This window comes from Streptomyces sp. WZ.A104 (assembly GCF_002382885.1).
In the GTDB taxonomy this organism is placed as follows: Bacteria; Actinomycetota; Actinomycetes; order Streptomycetales; family Streptomycetaceae; genus Streptomyces.
On record NZ_NWVL01000035.1, the window covers coordinates 32,875 to 49,050 of the forward strand.

General features: G+C 71.3%; 17 protein-coding genes. 6 read left to right on the plus strand and 11 right to left on the minus strand.

All coding sequences use genetic code 11. The features are described from left to right. Positions 1 to 741 carry a recombination regulator RecX gene (gene recX / locus CIB93_RS19755; RefSeq protein WP_096628495.1) on the plus strand — a complete coding sequence of 247 codons (741 nt, stop codon included), beginning with the start codon at positions 1 to 3 and terminating at the stop codon, positions 739 to 741. A gap of 365 nt (positions 742 to 1,106) precedes the next feature. On the opposite strand, the gene CIB93_RS19760 is transcribed toward recX, so the two are convergent. The 9 genes from CIB93_RS19760 to CIB93_RS19795 form a co-directional block, all read right to left on the minus strand. Further along, positions 1,107 to 1,739, minus strand: coding sequence for a hypothetical protein (locus tag CIB93_RS19760; RefSeq protein WP_096628560.1), 633 nt, complete (start codon positions 1,737 to 1,739; stop codon positions 1,107 to 1,109). 196 nt (positions 1,740 to 1,935) lie between these two features. Beyond that, positions 1,936 to 2,376, minus strand: coding sequence for a rhodanese-like domain-containing protein (locus CIB93_RS19765; RefSeq protein ID WP_096628496.1), 441 nt, complete (start codon positions 2,374 to 2,376; stop codon positions 1,936 to 1,938). Further along, on the minus strand, positions 2,373 to 2,975 hold the full coding sequence (locus tag CIB93_RS19770) for a cysteine dioxygenase (RefSeq protein WP_096628498.1): 603 nt from the start codon (positions 2,973 to 2,975) through the stop codon (positions 2,373 to 2,375). The genes CIB93_RS19765 and CIB93_RS19770 overlap by 4 nt, the downstream gene beginning before the upstream one ends. 72 nt (positions 2,976 to 3,047) lie before the next feature. Beyond that, positions 3,048 to 3,134, minus strand: a complete 87-nt coding sequence (locus CIB93_RS39630) for a putative leader peptide (RefSeq protein WP_311605579.1) — start codon at positions 3,132 to 3,134, stop codon at positions 3,048 to 3,050. Positions 3,135 to 3,166: 32 nt separating this feature from the next. Next, a complete protein-coding gene (locus CIB93_RS19775; protein WP_096628499.1) occupies positions 3,167 to 4,963 on the minus strand; it encodes an FAD-dependent monooxygenase in 1,797 nt (598 codons plus the stop codon). Between the two features lie 208 nt (positions 4,964 to 5,171). Next, the gene (locus CIB93_RS19780) at positions 5,172 to 6,113 is read right to left on the minus strand and encodes an amino acid ABC transporter permease (protein WP_096628501.1); all 942 of its coding nucleotides are present in this window, start codon (positions 6,111 to 6,113) and stop codon (positions 5,172 to 5,174) included. After that, a complete protein-coding gene (locus CIB93_RS19785; protein ID WP_096628503.1) occupies positions 6,110 to 6,757 on the minus strand; it encodes an amino acid ABC transporter permease in 648 nt (215 codons plus the stop codon). The genes CIB93_RS19780 and CIB93_RS19785 overlap by 4 nt, the downstream gene beginning before the upstream one ends. 187 nt (positions 6,758 to 6,944) lie before the next feature. Then, entirely contained in the window at positions 6,945 to 7,868 is a 924-nt protein-coding gene (locus CIB93_RS19790; protein ID WP_096628505.1) for a glutamate ABC transporter substrate-binding protein, read from the minus strand. 100 nt (positions 7,869 to 7,968) lie between these two features. Then, positions 7,969 to 8,754, minus strand: a complete 786-nt coding sequence (locus CIB93_RS19795) for an amino acid ABC transporter ATP-binding protein (RefSeq protein WP_096628507.1) — start codon at positions 8,752 to 8,754, stop codon at positions 7,969 to 7,971. Between the two features lie 422 nt (positions 8,755 to 9,176). Between CIB93_RS19795 and CIB93_RS19800 the strand changes: the two genes are divergently transcribed. After that, entirely contained in the window at positions 9,177 to 9,869 is a 693-nt protein-coding gene (locus CIB93_RS19800) for a response regulator transcription factor (RefSeq protein ID WP_096628508.1), read from the plus strand. 18 nt (positions 9,870 to 9,887) lie between these two features. Beyond that, positions 9,888 to 11,282: a HAMP domain-containing sensor histidine kinase gene (locus CIB93_RS19805; protein WP_096628510.1), complete on the plus strand. Its 1,395-nt coding sequence runs from the start codon at positions 9,888 to 9,890 to the stop codon at positions 11,280 to 11,282. Between the two features lie 64 nt (positions 11,283 to 11,346). Here CIB93_RS19805 and CIB93_RS19810 read toward each other — a convergent pair whose 3' ends face one another. Beyond that, entirely contained in the window at positions 11,347 to 12,345 is a 999-nt protein-coding gene (locus CIB93_RS19810; RefSeq protein ID WP_096628512.1) for a TAXI family TRAP transporter solute-binding subunit, read from the minus strand. Positions 12,346 to 12,456: 111 nt separating this feature from the next. Here CIB93_RS19810 and miaB point away from each other — a divergent pair, with 111 nt between their 5' ends. After that, a complete protein-coding gene (gene miaB, locus CIB93_RS19815) occupies positions 12,457 to 13,977 on the plus strand; it encodes a tRNA (N6-isopentenyl adenosine(37)-C2)-methylthiotransferase MiaB (RefSeq protein WP_096628514.1) in 1,521 nt (506 codons plus the stop codon). Between the two features lie 59 nt (positions 13,978 to 14,036). Next, complete coding sequence (locus tag CIB93_RS19820; RefSeq protein WP_096628516.1) at positions 14,037 to 14,756, plus strand: class III extradiol dioxygenase subunit B-like domain-containing protein; 720 nt, start codon at positions 14,037 to 14,039, stop codon at positions 14,754 to 14,756. Positions 14,757 to 14,834: 78 nt separating this feature from the next. On the opposite strand, the gene CIB93_RS19825 is transcribed toward CIB93_RS19820, so the two are convergent. After that, positions 14,835 to 15,080 (minus strand): antitoxin, encoded by a 246-nt coding sequence (locus tag CIB93_RS19825; protein WP_096628518.1) that lies wholly within the window; start codon positions 15,078 to 15,080, stop codon positions 14,835 to 14,837. Positions 15,081 to 15,202: 122 nt separating this feature from the next. Between CIB93_RS19825 and miaA the strand changes: the two genes are divergently transcribed. Then, complete coding sequence (gene miaA, locus CIB93_RS19830) at positions 15,203 to 16,174, plus strand: tRNA (adenosine(37)-N6)-dimethylallyltransferase MiaA (protein WP_373558773.1); 972 nt, start codon at positions 15,203 to 15,205, stop codon at positions 16,172 to 16,174. Positions 16,175 to 16,176 lie beyond the last annotated feature (2 nt).

Genomic DNA, 16,176 nt, shown 5'->3' on the forward strand with positions numbered 1-16,176 from the left:
GTGACACGTCGTACGGAGTGGCCGGACAGCCCCGCCGAGCCCGGTGCCGGGTCCGGATTCGGCGACGGGGCCACCGATGCGTTCGCCTCCGGGCCGGGGTCCGGTGCCGAGGGGCGCTCCGGGCGCCGCTCGCGCGGTGGTGCGGACGCGGACGGCGGGTTCAGCGAAGGGGCGGGCCGCCGTGCCCGCTTCGGCAGAAGCAGCGGCTCCCCTTCCTCGTCGAGGGCCGAGAAGGGGGAGCCGCGTGACCCGGTCGAGCAGGCGCGCAATATCTGCCTGCGGCTGCTGACCGGCACGCCCAGAACGCGCAAGCAGCTCGCGGACGCCCTGCGCAAGCGGGAGATCCCGGACGAGGCCGCTGAGGAAGTCCTCGCGCGCTTCGAGGACGTGGGGCTGATCGACGATGCGGCGTTCGCCGGGGCGTGGGTGGAGTCCCGGCACCACGGCCGGGGGCTCGCCCGCCGCGCCCTCGTCCGCGAGCTGCGGACTAAGGGCGTGGACTCCGCCGTGATCGACGAGGCGGTCGGACAGCTCGACGCGGACCAGGAGGAGGAGACGGCACGCGAGCTCGTGGCCCGCAAGCTCCGCTCCACGCGGGGTCTGGACCGCGACAAGCGGCTGCGCCGACTGGCGGGGATGCTCGCACGCAAGGGATACGGGGAGGGCATGGCTCTGCGCGTGGTGCGTCAGGCGCTGGAGGAGGAGGGCGAGGACACGGAGGGCTTGGACGAGCCCTTCTGAGGCCGACGAGGGGACCCGCCTTACAGGGCGCGAAGGGACGGGGGAGAGGAGCCCTACGGGGGAGTGGCGGCAGAGCAGGGGAGTCGTGCTCAATGGGGATGCCGAGCCCTAAGGGACAGTACGGGGACAGAACGGGGACAGAACGGGGGCCCGAGCCCTACGGGGAATGGGATCAGGGAAACGGGGAGCCGAGCCTCATGGGGGGATCGGGGAACCGAGCCTCATGAGGAACGAGGGGCTGGGCAACGGGCGAGTCGAGCCTCGTGAGAGGAACCGGGGGGCGGAGGAACGGGCGAGCCGAGCCATAGGGGGAGCGGGGGAGCAAGGCGGTGAGGGAGTAAGGCGTGGCACGGGGCTTGTTTGTGTCAGTGCCCGGCCAAGGCCGCGCGGCGGATCGTGGTGTCGAGCAGGGCCAGGGCGTCGGCGGCGGTGCGGCCGGGATGGCGGTTCCAGGGGCCGATCAGGCCGGGCCATCCCTGCGAGCGCAGCTCGGTGATCAGCCAGGCGCCCGCCCGGTTCACCGTGTCCAGGGAGCCATAGCCGAGGCGGTGCGCGGAGACCATGGCACCGCAGACGCAGCGTGCGCCCCGGGCGTTCCGCAGCCGGTACGGGGTGTTCTGCCAGCCCCATTCGGCCAGGATCTGCCGGGCGTAGCCCAGGTGGGTCGAGGGGCGCAGGTCTCCCTGGCCGACCCGCCGCCAGACGTGGAGGCGGTCGGGCAGCATCGCACCAAGTCGCCCCGGCAGCGGACGCTCGTGCGGGGGCGCAGCTGGCAGCGCCCGCAAGGAGTCGTCGATGAGCCGGTCCACGGGGACGGAGAGCAGGCTCCGCCAGTCGGTGGGGCGCGGGGTCGCGGGCCGCGTCGGCCTCGCCGGGGGGAGCACAGGCTCCGGGGCGGTGTGCTCCCAGCCCGTGACGAACCGCTGCCACGCCTGGGTGTCGTACAGCCGGGCGGCCTGGTCGTCGAGCTGGTCGGGGGTGAGGACAGCGGTCGCCATGAGTGCGTCATCTCCGTACATTTCGGTCCTCTATGTGAGGCGAATGTCGGTCACGCACGGCGATTGCTCTACTGGAACGTGGCGTTCGGGTGTGGGGCACCCGGGGCCGCAGGCCTCGGGGTCCAGGGCCGAGGGAGGAACGGACGCCGCCAGGGCGGTGACCGACAGGGCGGTGACCGTGCTTCCCCGGGCTCCGTCAGGCCTTGGGCGGTGGTGAGGTGACCGGGAGGCCGGCGGCGCGCCAGGCCTGGAAGCCGCCGATCAGGTCGGTGGCCCGGTGCAGCCCCAGCTGCCGCAGCGAGGCAACCGCGAGGCTCGACGCGTACCCCTCGTTGCAGAGCAGCACGATCTGGAGGTCGTGGCCGACGGCCTCGGCGGCGCGGTGGCTGCCCCGGGGGTCGAGCCGCCACTCCAGCTCGTTGCGTTCGACGACGAGCGCACTCGGGACCAGTCCGTCCCGGTCGCGGAGCGCCGCGTACCGGATGTCCACCAGGAGGGCCCCGGCCTCGGCGGCCGCGGCGGCCTCGTGCGGGCCGATCCGGTCGTACCCGGCCCTGACCCGCTCCAGCAGTTCGTCGATGCCCACGGTGGCCGAAGCGCTCGTGTCCGGTGTGTTTCCGGTCCGGTTCTCGCTCACTGCCAGTCCTCCGGGCTCTCGGTCTGCTCCAGGCGGAGCACCGAGCCGGTGCGGCTGAACCGGCGCATGCGCGGCAGCGGCGGGTAGTAGGCGTGGACCGAGACGGCGTGCAGGGTGTCGGACTCGTTGAGCACCTCGTGGACGTGGTGCCTCCCGAAGGCCCTGCCCTGGCCGGCCGCCAGCTCCCTCGTCCGGTCCACCCCGTCGGTCAGTTCCAGGGTCTTCCAGCCGTCGGTGGGCAGCCGCACGGCCAGCGAGTGTTCCTTGAGCGTGCCCGCCGCGGTGGTGAACGCGCCGACCGAATCGGCGTGATCGTGCCAGCCCGTGCCGGTTCCCGGGGGCCAGCCGATCAGCCAGGCCTCGCTGCCGCCCGGCCCGTCGAGCCGGATCCAGGTGCGGCCTTCCGGATCGAGTGGGAGTGAGGCGATGAGCGCCGAGTCCTCGGCACTGCGGCGGGCGAAGTCCAGCAGCTCTGCGACCGTGGGACCGGCGGAAGAGCCCGGGCCGAAGCCACTTACAGGGGCTGGGGCAACAGCGGCAGGAGTGGCGGGAGAAGGTACGGAAGCAGCCGTCGGCACGGCGGGGTGAGGGGAAGACACGAGGACCGTCCTGAGAGTTCGCGCACGAGCCCGGCCGTGCGGAAGCGGCACGGACCGGCAGGGGAAGGCGATTCAGCAGGACGGGCGACACACGCAGCCCGCGTAACGGACGAGGTCCATATGGACCCTCCGCCACAGGCGCACATCGGTGTCGGTCATGATCTGGAGTACACCATGTGCGCCCGTGACGGTCAATTGATCCCGGCGGTCCCGTCGGCGTGGACCCGGGCCCGGGCCTGGGACCGCTGATCGTGTCCCGCAGCATCGTCGTCCAGGCCCCCCTCCGGCTCGTCCGCCTTCTCGACCTTCTCCACCTGCTCCGCCTCCGCCTTCTCTGCCTGCTCCGCTCTCTCCGGGCCCTCGGGTCCCTTCGGCTCCGCACCCCCCTCCGTACCCCGGCCTGCACCGCCCAGCGCGGCCCGGGCCGCGGCGAACAGTTCCGCGGGCCGTACGCCGCCGAAGGCCGCTACCAGGTGCCCGTCCGGCCTGATCAGGAGGACGGTGTGCGCCGAGGCTCCCGGGTAGTTCTCGGTGACCAGCAGCTCCGCCGTGACGGGCAGCGCCGCCACGGCGTCCGTGAGGCGCGGCATGACGCCCGCGGTCTGCCAGTGCCGCCGGTCCCACACCCCCGTCCCGGGCGCGACCAGGACGACCAGCGGATGCCCCTGCCCGAGCCGCTCGCGCAGGCGCACCGTCGTCCCGTCCGGCGCCGTCACCCGTACATCGGCGACCGGTGCACCGGGGGGCGTACCGACGGCTGTGTGCGCCTCGGCGCATGGAGGTGAAAGGGGGGAGTGTGAGTACGAGGGGGGCGCCCCCAGGGCTCCGCGGCCCAGATGGCCGTCGGCGAGCAGGGTGTCGTGGCCGCGTGCGGCTCCCGGGACCAGGGTCCGCAGGCCGCCCCCGCCGCGCAGTATCGGCAGGCACTGGTCGGCGGCGCGCAGCCGGGCGGCCACCGCTGCCCGGCGCTCGGACTGGTAGCTGTCGAGCAACTGCTCGGCAGGGCCGTGGTGCCAGGCGTGGGCCAGCTTCCAGGCCAGGTTCTCGGCGTCCCGGAGGCCTTCGTCCAGGCCCTGGGTGCCCAGGGCGCCCAGCAGATGTGCCGCGTCCCCCGCAAGGAAGGCGCGCTGTCGCCGCCAGCGGCGGGCGAGCCGGTGGTGAAGGGTGTGGACACCGGTGTCCAGCAGCTCGTACGCCGGGGTCTCGCCGCACCAGCCCGCCAGGGTGTCCCGGATGCGGGTGATCAGGGCTTCGGGGGTGACCAGTTCGCCGCGCGGCGGCAGCAGCCAGTCCACCCGCCAGACGCCGTCCGGCAGCGGCCGGGCGGTGACCTCGGCGCCGCCGGTGCGCCAAGGGGGCTGCCGGTGCAGGACGGCCTCGCCGGGCCAGGGCAGTTCGGCCCGAAGCGCGGCGACGGCGTGCCGCTCCACCGCCGTACGGCCCGGAAACCGGATGTCCAGCAGCTTGCGCACGGTCGACCGTGCGCCGTCGCAGCCGACCACGTAACTCCCGCGCCACCAGGTCGAACCGGGCTCCCTGGTGTGCACCGTGACGCCGTGCGCGTCCTGCTCCAGGGTGTCGATCCGGCTCAGCGGCATCAGCTGGACCAGCGGCGCCGCGCCGACCGCTGCCCGCAGCGCGGTGCCCAGCGCGTGCTGCGGAACATGGAGCGGGGCGGGCAGGAGCGCGTGGCGAGGCAGGCCGTCCTCGCCCTCCGGGTCCTCGCCCAGAGGCACTTCCCGGACCAGCTGCTTCCGGCGCATCGAGCGCCACCCGGCCCAGCGCAGCCCGGCCCGGTCCAGATCCCGGCAGCCGAGACGGCCCATCAGATCGGCGGTGTCCTCCCGCAGCACGACCGTGCGGGCGAGCCGGGTCTCCTCGGTGCCGGGGCCCTCGTCGAGGACGACCGAGGGGACGCCCTGGGCGGCGAGGGCCAGCGACAGCGTCAGACCAACCGGTCCGGCGCCGACGACGATCACCGGGTCCACAGTGCGTACCCCCCGGTCCGCACAGGCATGCTGACGGGCCGTACGGTCATGCTGACGTTTCGCACGGCCATGCGGAACGTGGCAGGGGAAGCCGGGTGCGTGATCACAGAACGTATGCAACCCACTGGTGGTGCTTGCGTCAAGTGACCGAGGCAGCGACGCGTGCGCCGCTGCCTCGAATGCTCCTGCCGGGACGGCCCGGTGGGGATCAGCTCTTCGTCACATCGGTCCCGTCTGCACCGTCGGCCCCGGTGCCCGCGCCCCCCGCGCCCCCCGGGTTCGCCGCCGGGATGTCGTCCACCGTGGGGATGCCGTTGGTCTGGACGCCGGGCGCCACCTTGATGCCGGTCTTGGCGCGACGGCCGCGCTTCTCGATCCAGGTCGCCAGTGCCGAGAGCACCAGACACATCGCGATGTAGATGGTGCCGATGACGACGATCGTCGAGACGTACGGGTACTGGCCGTTCACCTGCGTGTTGGAGGCGATCAGACGCGCGGTCTGGAGCAGTTCCGGGTACAGGATGATGAAGCCGAGCGAGGTGTCCTTGAGGGTCACCACGAGCTGGCTGATGATCGTCGGCAGCATGGACCGGATGGCCTGCGGCATCAGGACGGTCACCATGACCTGCGTCTTGCTCATGCCGAGCGCGTACGCGGCCTCGCTCTGGCCCCTGGGCACCGAGTTGATTCCGGCGCGCAGGACCTCGGCCTGGACACAGCCGTTGTAGACGGACAGGCCCGCCGCCAGTGCCCACATCGAGTGGTCGGTGAGGAAGCCGACCCAGATGGCGTAGATGGTGATCAGGAGGGGGAGCGAGCGGAACAGCTCGATGAAGGTCGTCGCCGCCCAGCGGATCGGCTGGTGGTCGGAGAGCCGGCCCACCGCGAGCAGCACACCGAGGACCAGCGAGCCGACGGCGGCCAGCCCGAACGCCTTCAGTGTGGCGAGCACCGCGTCGGCGATGTTCTGCCGGATGCCCGAGTAGTTGAAGATGTCCCACATCTCGGGGGCCAGGTGGCCCTTGTCCGCCAGCCGCAGCACGCTCACGAGGATCAGGGCCGCGATGGCGAGGGTGCCGGCGACGGCGTAGATCCGGTTGCGGACGCGGGCCTTGGGGCCCGGGGCGTCGTAGAGAACGCTGGCGCTCATCGGGCGACCTCCATGCGACGCTCCAGCAGCCGGAAGAGGCCGCTGATGGTAAACGTGACGACCAGATAGCCGAGGGCCACCCAGATGAAGACGGGGATGATGTCGTATCCCTTGTCACTCATCAGCTTCTGCCAGCCGAACAGCTCGGTGTTGCTGAAGGCCCCGGCGATCGCGGAGTTCTTGGTGAGCGCGATGAAGATGCTGCTCAGCGGCGGGATCACGGTCCGGGTCGCCTGGGGGAGCACCACGATTCGCAGTGTCTGGGCGAACGTCATGCCGATCGAGCGAGCCGCCTCGGCCTGGCCCAGCGGCACGGTGTTGATGCCGGAGCGGACCGCCTCGCAGACGAACGAGGAGGTGTAGAAGCCGAGCGCCAGCGAGCCGAGAACGAACGGGCTCATCCCCGGGAAGAGGATCTCCGGCACGACGAAGAAGAAGATCAGGAAGAGCAGCGTCAGCGGGGTGTTGCGCATCAGAGTGACCCACGCGGTGCCGAAGTACCGCAGCGGCGGGACCGGCGATACGCGGAATCCGGCGATGGCCACACCGAGGACCAGGGCGATAACCGAGCTGACGGCGGTGATCGACACGGTTCCTATGAAGCCGTCGCGGAACGCTGGGAAATTGTCGAGCAGTACGTTCATGAGGTCTCCGCGTCGGCGGTCATCGGCATCGGGGGCAGGGGAAGGGGCGCCCCGCACGCCCGCCGTGCCCGAGGGAGCTCGGGCAGCGGTGGGGTACGGGACGCCTGGGTCACACGCGAGGCGTCGGTGACGAGATGTCAGCCGCCGGGCGGCCGACGGGTGTCAGCGGCCGGGCGGCCGACGGGTGTCAGTAGCGCTCGATGGCCGGCGGGTCGGTGTACTCCGCGCCGGACAGGCCCAGCGTGCCCTCGTAGATCTTCTTGTACGTGCCGTCCTTGACGCGCTCCTCCAGCGACTTGCTGATGGCCTCGCGCAGCACCTTGTCGTCCTTGTCCAGGCCGACGCCGTAGGGCTCGTCGGTGAACGGCTCGCCGACGACCTCAAGCTTGCCGGAGTTGGCGGCGGCGTAACCCTTGAGGATCGAGTCGTCCGTGGTGACGGCGTCGACCTGCTTGGTCAGCAGCTGCTGCACGCAGTCGGAGTACTTGGCCAGCTCGACGACGCTCGCGCCGTACTCGGGCTTCTTGATCTCCTGGAGCGGCGTGGAGCCGACGATCGAGCAGACCTTCTTGCCCTTGACCGAATCCTTGCCCTTGATCGAGTCGTCGCCCTTGCGGACCAGGAGATCCGCGCCGGCCTTGTAGTAGGGACCGGCGAACCCGACCTGCTTCTTGCGCTCGTCGTTGATCGTGTAGGTGCCGACGTAGTAGTCGACCTGGCCCTTGGAGATGGCCGTCTCACGGACGCCGGAGTCGACGGTCTTCCACTCGATCTGCTTCTCCGTGAAGCCGAGGTCCGCCGCGATCATCTTGGCGATCTCGATGTCGAAGCCGGAGCGCTCCTTGGTCGACTGGTCCTCGAAACCGAGGAAGGGCTGGTCGGCCTTGGCGCCGATGATCAGCTTCCCGCGCTGCTTCGCCTTCTTGAAGACCGGCGAGTCCAGGTCGACGTCCTTGGCCGCGGTGTACGTGGGCAGCGCGGGGGCCTCGGAGGAACCGGGCTTCGTGCCGCCCGGTTTGTCACCGGCGGAGCCCTCCTTGCCGCCGCACGCGGTCGCGGTCAGGGCGAGTACGGCGATGGCCGCGACGGCGGCCGACTTGCGGAGCTTCATGTGAACAGTCCTTAGGTCATGGGTCGTTGTCGTCGGGCGTTCAGGCGCCAAGTCGTCAGGCATTCGATCGCCCAGTGTTCGGGCGTCGGGCGTTCGGCCGTCAGTGGTGAAGGATCTTCGACAGGAAGTCCTTGGCCCGGTCGCTGCGAGGATTGCTGAAGAACTGCTCGGGCGTGGCCTCTTCGACGATCTTCCCGTCGGCCATGAACACGACGCGGTTGGCGGCGGAGCGGGCGAATCCCATCTCGTGCGTGACGACGATCATCGTCATGCCGTCCCGGGCCAGCTGCTGCATGACTTCGAGGACCTCGTTGATCATCTCCGGGTCGAGAGCCGACGTGGGCTCGTCGAAGAGCATGACCTTCGGGTCCATCGCCAGCGCCCGCGCGATCGCGACGCGTTGCTGCTGGCCACCGGAGAGCTGCGCCGGGTACTTGTCGGCCTGCACACCGACGCCCACCCGGTCGAGCAGGGTCCGGGCCTTCTCCTCCGCAACCTTCTTGTCGGCCTTGCGGACCTTGACCTGACCCAGCATCACGTTCTCCAGCACCGTCTTGTGTGCGAAGAGATTGAACGACTGGAAGACCATGCCCACGTCGGCGCGCAGCCGGGCCAGCTCCTTGCCCTCCTGGGGCAGGGGCTTGCCGTCGATCGAGATCGCGCCCGAATCGATCGTCTCCAAGCGGTTGATCGTGCGGCACAGCGTGGACTTGCCGGACCCGGAAGGCCCGATGACGACCACGACCTCGCCACGGGCGATGGTCAGGTCGATGTCCTGGAGCACATGCAGCGCGCCGAAGTGCTTGTTGACGTTGCTCAGTACGACCAGGTCGTTCGCCGCGGGCGCGGCACCCTCGGCGGCCTTGGTCACTGAAACTCCGCTCATCGGCTTCTTGCTCCGTCCTCCTCGGTTGCCAAGGACCCTAGTGACGCAGTGCGACCAGCGTCATTACATCTGAGCGGAAATTGAGCATAACGATCCGGCCGCAACCGGACACTCCGTGTGAACAGGACGTCACGCGCCGCCCCGAGGCGTACCGGGTGCATAACGGAAACCGTGCTGTAACCGACAGGCTCTTGACTGGCGTGCCGGTCATCGGCGTGGATGCCTGGAGCGGGAGATATGCGAGAGATACGTGAAACGCCGCTGAACGGGGAGCCCCACCGGGGATCTTGTGGATGAAGTACGCGTTAATGTCGGGCTTCATCCGGTGACGCCCTGCAACGGTTGACGCCAAGTGACGGTGGAAGCGGTCACGCGAACGACCCCGAGGAGCCGGACGGCCCGGGAGGACGGAGAGGAGGGTCATGAGACTGCTGCTCGTCGAGGACGACGACCACGTCGCGGCGGCCCTGTCCGCCGTGCTCGCGCGGCACGGATTCAAGGTCGTGCACGCCCGTAACGGCGAGGAGGCCCTGCGCGCGCTACTGCCCGCCGAGAAGGAGCCCTTCGGGGTGATCCTCCTCGACCTCGGCCTGCCCGATCAGGACGGCTACGAGGTGTGCGGGAAGATCCGCAAGCGCACCGCGACCCCCGTGATCATGGTGACCGCCCGCGCCGACGTGCGCTCGCGCATCCACGGACTCAACCTCGGCGCCGACGACTACGTAGTCAAGCCCTACGACACCGGCGAGCTGCTCGCCCGTATCCACGCGGTCGCCCGGCGCACCACCAGTGGCGAGGACACCGCGCCGACCCCCGCGGCCGCCCTGCGCCTCGGTCCGGTCGCAATCGAGCTGTCCACCCGGCGGGTCAGCGTCGACGGTGCAGAAGTCCAGCTCACCCGCAAGGAGTTCGACCTGCTGGCCCTCCTCGCCCAGCGCCCCGGTGTCGTCTTCCGTCGCGAGCAGATCATCAGCGAGGTGTGGCGCACCAGCTGGGAGGGGACCGGGCGCACGCTGGAGGTCCACGTCGCCTCCCTGCGCTCCAAGCTGCGGCTGCCCGCCCTGATCGAGACCGTGCGGGGCGTCGGCTACCGGCTCGTCGCCCCGTCCGTGTAACGGGCGGGTAAGTCCCCGGTGCGCGCCCGTCTCCTTCCGCTGCTCATCATCCTGATGGCGGCCATCCTGATCACCCTGGGCCTCCCGCTCGCGGTGAGCGTGGCCGCCGCCGAACAGCAGCGCCTCGTGATCGACCGGATCGACGACACCGCGCGCTTCGCCGCCCTGGCACAGTCCATCACCGACACCTCCCCGGACAGCGAGGAGCGCCGCCGAACCCTTCAGACCGACCTGGAGGTCTACACCTCGGTCTACGACATCCGGGCCGGCGTCTTCTTCCGGGACCACCGGCCGCTGGCGAAGGCCCCCAGCTTCTGGACCCTGCCCGTCGCGGGGGAGGGGCGCACGGCCTTCAAGGAAGCGCTCCTCGGCCGCCGCTCGCACGACCCCCCGCAGGTCTGGCCCTGGCACGACGGCCGGGTCGTCGTCGCCTCGCCCGTCGTGCGCGACGGGGACGTGGTCGCCGTCGTCGTGATCGACTCGCCCACCGGCGAGATGCGGTCCAGGATTCTGCGGACCTGGCTTTTCATCGGCCTCGGCGAGGCCCTGGCCCTGCTGGTGGCGATCGGCGCGGCCGTCCGGCTCACCGGCTGGGTGCTGCTGCCGGTACGGACCCTGGACGCGGCCACCCACGACATCGCCGGCGGCCGGATGCGCTCCCGGGTCGCCGCCTCCGCCGGACCGCCGGAACTCAGGCGCCTGGCGCGCTCGTTCAACGAGATGGCCGACAACGTCGAGGACGTGCTGGAACAGCAGCGCGCCTTCGTCGCCGACGCCTCCCACCAGCTGCGCAACCCGCTCGCCGCCCTGCTCCTGCGCATCGAGCTCCTCGCCCTGGAACTGCCCGAGGGCAACGAGGAGATCGCCGCCGTGCGCACCGAGGGCAAGAGGCTGGCCCGGGTCCTGGACGACCTCCTGGACCTCGCGCTGGCCGAGCACGCCGAGGCGGACCTCCAGCTCATCGACATCGTCCCGCTCACCGCCGAGCGCGTCGCCTCCTGGCGCCCGATGGCGGAGCGGAAGGGCGTGGGCCTCACCCTGGACGGCGCCCCGGCGGCCACCGCGTGGGCCGACCCCATCGCGCTCTCCAGCGCCCTGGACGCGGTGATCGACAACGCCCTGAAGTTCACCCCCGCCGGACAGGACGTACGGGTCACGGTCGCCGCGACAGCCGCCGCGACGACCGTCGTGGTCGCCGACCGGGGCCCCGGCCTCACCGAAGCGGAGCTGGAGCGCGTCGGGGACCGCTTCTGGCGCAGCACCCGCCACCAGAACGTCAGCGGATCGGGCCTGGGCCTCTCCATCTCCCGGGTGCTGCTCGCGGCGGGCGGCGGCTCGATCGCGTACGAACACCACGAACCGCACGGGCTGCGGGTGCGGGTCTCGGTGCCCCGCAATCCGGCGCAGGGGTGAGGGGCGCCCGCCACGGGAGGGCAAGCTCACCGCTTCTCGGCCGTGGCCGTGGGGTTCTGCGCCCCTACGGCTTCACCGACCGGTAGTAGTCCTTGGCCCCCTCGTGCACATCCAGCGGATCCGTGTAGATCGCCGTCCGCAGATCCACCAGCTGCGCCGCGTGGACCTCACGGCCGATCCGGTCCCGGCTGTTGATCACGGTCCGGGTGAAGGCCTCGGTCAGCGCCGAATCCGTGCGGTCGGTCGTGACGAGCAGATTGGAGACGGCGACCGTGGGCACCGCCTGGCCCTGCTGGGCCAGCGGATAGGCGTCGGCGGGCATCATCGCCGACCGGTAGAAGCGGGTGGGACCGTTCGCCGCCTGCAACTTCGCGACCAGGGCTGCCTCCAGCGGCACCAGCCGGATGTCGAAGCGCTGCGACAGCTCCTGCACCGCGGCGGTCGGCAGCCCGCCCGACCAGAAGAAGGCGTCCAACTGCCCCTGGATCAGCCGGATCGGCATGGTGTCGATGCCCACCGGCACCGGGGTGATGTCCTCGGACGGGTCGAGGCCCGCCGCCGTCAGCAGCCGGTCCGCGATCAGCCGGACCCCGGAGCCCTGCTGGCCGACGGCCACCTGCTTGCCCCGCAGATCGGCGACCGTGCGGACGTCGGAGTCACGGGGGACGATCAGCTGGACGTAGTCGTCGTACAGCCGGACGCAGCCGCGCAGCCGCTGGGCCCCGGGCCTGCCGTCCCGCAGATAGGTGGCCACGGCGTCGGCGGTGGCGATGGTGAAGTCGGCCTCGCCCGTCGCGACCCGGGCGAGGTTCTGCTGCGAGCCCTCGCTGGTCCGCAGCCGTATCGACACCTCGGGCATGTCCTTGGCGAGCGCCCCTTCGAGCCGCTCCCCGTACCGCTGGTAGACGCCGCTGGGCACTCCTGTGGAGAAGGTGAGCGACCCGCTCGGGTCCCCCTCCCGCTGGGGCAGCAGCCACCACGCGAGCAGCCCGAGCACGACCGCGAGGACGGCGCTCGTCTGCGTGGTGCGCCGGAGGCCGAATCGGGACCGAGCGTGGGACATGCGCGCGATCCTGCCAGCTCACCCGCCCCGCTGGCCAGGTCTCCCGGCGAGGCCCGGACCACAGCGGCCGGGAAGGGACGGCCCTGTCCGGCGACCGCCTACCCTTGTCCCATGAGCAGCGGCAACCGGAGCGAAGCAGTGGACGTCCAGAAGAGCTACGAGGTGCGCACCTACGGGTGCCAGATGAACGTCCACGACTCCGAACGGCTGTCGGGTCTCCTGGAGGACGCCGGTTACGTCCGGGCCCCCGAGGGCGCCGACGGCGATGCGGATGTCGTCGTCTTCAACACCTGCGCGGTGCGGGAGAACGCCGACAACAAGCTCTACGGCAACCTCGGCCGCCTCGCCCCCATGAAGACCAAGCGCCCCGGGATGCAGATCGCCGTCGGCGGCTGCCTCGCGCAGAAGGACCGCGACACCATCGTCAAGCGGGCCCCCTGGGTGGACGTCGTCTTCGGCACCCACAACATCGGCAAGCTGCCGGTCCTCCTGGAGCGCGCCCGCATCCAGGAGGAGGCGCAGATCGAGATCGCCGAATCCCTGGAGGCCTTCCCCTCCACACTCCCCACCCGTCGCGAGTCCGCCTACGCCGCGTGGGTCTCCATCTCCGTCGGCTGCAACAACACCTGCACCTTCTGTATCGTCCCGGCGCTGCGCGGCAAGGAGAAGGACCGCCGCACCGGCGACATCCTGGCCGAGATCGAGGCACTGGTCGCCGAGGGCGTCTCCGAGATCACCCTCCTCGGCCAGAACGTCAACGCGTACGGCTCCGACATCGGCGACCGTGAGGCCTTCTCCAAGCTGCTGCGGGCCTGCGGGAAGATCGAGGGCCTGGAGCGTGTCCGCTTCACCTCACCGCACCCGCGCGACTTCACCGACGACGTCATCGCCGCCATGGCCGAGACGCCGAACGTGATGCCGCAGCTGCACATGCCGATGCAGTCCGGCTCCGACCGAGTCCTGAAGGCGATGCGCCGCTCCTACCGTCAGGAGCGCTTCCTCGGGATCATCGAGAAGGTGCGCGCCGCGATGCCGGACGCCGCCATCTCCACCGACATCATCGTGGGCTTCCCCGGTGAGACCGAGGAGGACTTCGAGCAGACGATGCACGCGGTCCGCGAGGCCCGTTTCGCCAACGCGTTCACCTTCCAGTACTCCAAGCGCCCCGGGACGCCCGCCGCCGACATGGACGGCCAGATCCCCAAGGAGGTCGTGCAGGAGCGGTACATGCGCCTGTCCGCCCTCCAGGAGCAGATCTCCTGGGACGAGAACAAGAAGCAGGTCGGCCGCACCCTGGACGTCATGGTCGCCGAGGGCGAGGGCCGCAAGGACGGCGCCACACAGCGCCTCTCCGGCCGTGCCCCCGACAATCGCCTGGTCCACTTCACCCAGCCCGACCAGGATGTGCGCCCCGGCGACGTGGTGACCGTCGAGATCACCTACGCCGCCCCGCACCACCTGCTCGCCGAGGGCACGCCGCTCGCGGTACGGGCCACCCGCGCGGGCGACGCCTGGGAGAAGCGCACCGCGGCCGCCGCGGCCAAGCCCGCCGGCGTCATGCTCGGCCTCCCCGGCATCGGCGCCCCGGCCCCGCTCCCGGCCGCCGAGGCCCCGGCCTGCGGCGTCGGCTGATCCGTACAGGGGCGACGGGGGCGCCCTGAGCCGTCACCCCGGCCAGTACGCTGACCGGCATGCTTGTCGCCGCCGCCGTGTGCCCCTGTCCGCCGCTCCTGGTGCCCGACGTGGCCGCCGGGGCCGCACCCGAGCTCGACGCCGCGCGTGACGCGTGCCTCGACGCCCTCGGGGTGCTCGCCGCCGCCCGCCCGGATCTGCTCGTCGTCGTCGGGCCGGGCGACGAGCGGGCCGCCGGGGCCTACCCGGCCGGTGCGCGGGGCTCCTTCCGGGGCGTGGGCGTGGACCTCGACGTGACCCTGGGCGACGGGCCGGGGTACGACGCCCCGGCGGGCCGGCCGCTGCCGCAGTCCCTCGCGGTGGGCGCGTGGCTGCTGGGCCGGGCCCACTGGACGGGCGCCCCCGTCGAAGGGCTCGTCGTGGGAACGCGCAGCAGCGCCGGGGAGTGCGCGGAGACCGGGGGCGCACTGGCCCGGCGCGCGGAGCGCGTCGCGCTCCTGGTGATGGGGGACGGCAGCGCCCGCCGCACACTCAAGGCGCCCGGCTACCTCGACGAGAGGGCCGCCGGGTTCGACGCCCGGGCCACCGAAGCCCTCGGCTCCGCGGACCTCGACGCCCTCGCGGCCCTCGACGCGACGCTCGGTCACGAACTCCAGGCGGCGGGCCGTGCCCCCTGGCAGCTGCTCGGCGGTGCCGCACGGGGTGCCGGGCTCGCCGGACGGCTGCTGTACGAGGACGCCCCGTACGGCGTGGGCTACACCGTCGCCGCCTGGTCCTGAACGCACCGGTCCCGAACGCACCGGCGGCGGGCGCGGAGCACTCGGCTCCGCGCCCGCCGCCGGGCCATGACCACCGCGTCAGGAAGCGGGCGGCGGCGGAGGGGGCGTACCGCCGTCCTTCTGACCCAGCTTGTCCACGGCTTCCTTGGCCTTCCGCGTACCCGAATCGATCTTGTCGCTGTACTTGCCCTTGGTCTTCTGGTCGACCGTGCGCGCGGCCTTCTCCAGGCCCTGCTCGATCTTGCCCCCGTGCTGCTGCGCCAGGTCGCCGACCTTTTCCTTGGCCGGTCCCAGCTTGGCCTTCAGGTTGTCCAGGAACCCCATTGGGTCACCTTCCGTGCAGTGAGGACTGTCCGTGGGAGCGTTCTCCCGCCCCCATTGTCCGTCACCTGTCCGTTTCTGCCGACCTCACGCGTTCGGTGGCCCCGGAAATTCGCGCCCGCGAAATGCGCGCCCCGGAAATTTGGGACACTGTCCCGGTGATCCTTCCCGCCCCCGCCCCCCGCGTCATCACCGTCGTCGGCCCCACCGCTGCCGGAAAATCGGATCTGGGGGTCTATCTCGCCCAGCGGCTCGACGGCGAGGTGATCAACGCCGACTCCATGCAGCTCTACCGGGGGATGGACATCGGCACCGCGAAGCTGACGCTCCCCGAACGTGACGGCGTGCCGCACCGGCTGCTCGACATCTGGGACGTCACCGAGGCCGCCAGCGTCGCCGAGTACCAGCGGCTGGCCCGGCGGGAGATCGACCGGCTTCTCGCCGAAGGCCGTACGCCCATCCTGGTCGGCGGCTCCGGGCTGTACGTGAAGGGCGCCATCGACGCCCTGGAGTTCCCCGGTACGGACCCCGAGGTGCGCGCCCGCCTGGAAGCGGAACTGGCCGAGCGCGGCTCCGGCGCCCTGCACACCCGGCTCGCCGCGGCCGACCCGGATGCCGCCCGGTCCATCCTGGCGAGCAACGGCCGCCGTATCGTCCGCGCCCTCGAAGTCATCGAGATCACCGGCAAGCCCTTCACCGCCAACCTCCCCGGCGACCGGCCCGTCTACGACGCCGTGCAGATCGGCGTCGATGTGGACCGCCCCGAGCTCGACGAACGCATCGCCGTGCGCGTCGACCGGATGTGGGAGTCGGGGCTCGTGGACGAGGTACGGGCCCTGGAAGCGGCCGGGCTGCGCGAGGGCCTCACCGCCTCACGGGCTCTCGGCTACCAGCAGATCCTGGCGGCGCTCGCGGGGGAGTGCACCGAGGACGAGGCGCGGGCCGAGACCGTGCGCGCAACCAAGCGCTTCGCGCGCCGCCAGGACTCCTGGTTCCGCCGTGACCCGCGCGTCGTGTGGCTCGGCGGCGGACACCGTGACCGGGGGGAACTCCCGCACCGTGCCCTGACGTTGGTCGAACGAGCGGTCACAGCCTGATC

Bases quoted from the DNA above. Each gene is read 5' to 3' on its own strand.
- CIB93_RS19785 (WP_096628503.1), bottom strand. From the start codon at position 6,757: ATGAACGTACTGCTCGACAATTTCCCAGCGTTCCGCGACGGCTTCATA.
- CIB93_RS19825 (WP_096628518.1), bottom strand. From the start codon at position 15,080: ATGGGGTTCCTGGACAACCTGAAGGCCAAGCTGGGACCGGCCAAGGAA.
- CIB93_RS19800 (WP_096628508.1), top strand. From the start codon at position 9,177: ATGAGACTGCTGCTCGTCGAGGACGACGACCACGTCGCGGCGGCCCTG.
- CIB93_RS19790 (WP_096628505.1), bottom strand. From the start codon at position 7,868: ATGAAGCTCCGCAAGTCGGCCGCCGTCGCGGCCATCGCCGTACTCGCC.
- CIB93_RS19795 (WP_096628507.1), bottom strand. From the start codon at position 8,754: ATGAGCGGAGTTTCAGTGACCAAGGCCGCCGAGGGTGCCGCGCCCGCG.
- miaA (WP_373558773.1), top strand. From the start codon at position 15,203: ATGCGCGCCCCGGAAATTTGGGACACTGTCCCGGTGATCCTTCCCGCC.
- CIB93_RS39630 (WP_311605579.1), bottom strand. From the start codon at position 3,134: ATGACCGACACCGATGTGCGCCTGTGGCGGAGGGTCCATATGGACCTC.
- miaB (WP_096628514.1), top strand. From the start codon at position 12,457: ATGAGCAGCGGCAACCGGAGCGAAGCAGTGGACGTCCAGAAGAGCTAC.
- CIB93_RS19760 (WP_096628560.1), bottom strand. From the start codon at position 1,739: ATGGCGACCGCTGTCCTCACCCCCGACCAGCTCGACGACCAGGCCGCC.
- CIB93_RS19780 (WP_096628501.1), bottom strand. From the start codon at position 6,113: ATGAGCGCCAGCGTTCTCTACGACGCCCCGGGCCCCAAGGCCCGCGTC.
- CIB93_RS19810 (WP_096628512.1), bottom strand. From the start codon at position 12,345: ATGTCCCACGCTCGGTCCCGATTCGGCCTCCGGCGCACCACGCAGACG.
- CIB93_RS19820 (WP_096628516.1), top strand. From the start codon at position 14,037: ATGCTTGTCGCCGCCGCCGTGTGCCCCTGTCCGCCGCTCCTGGTGCCC.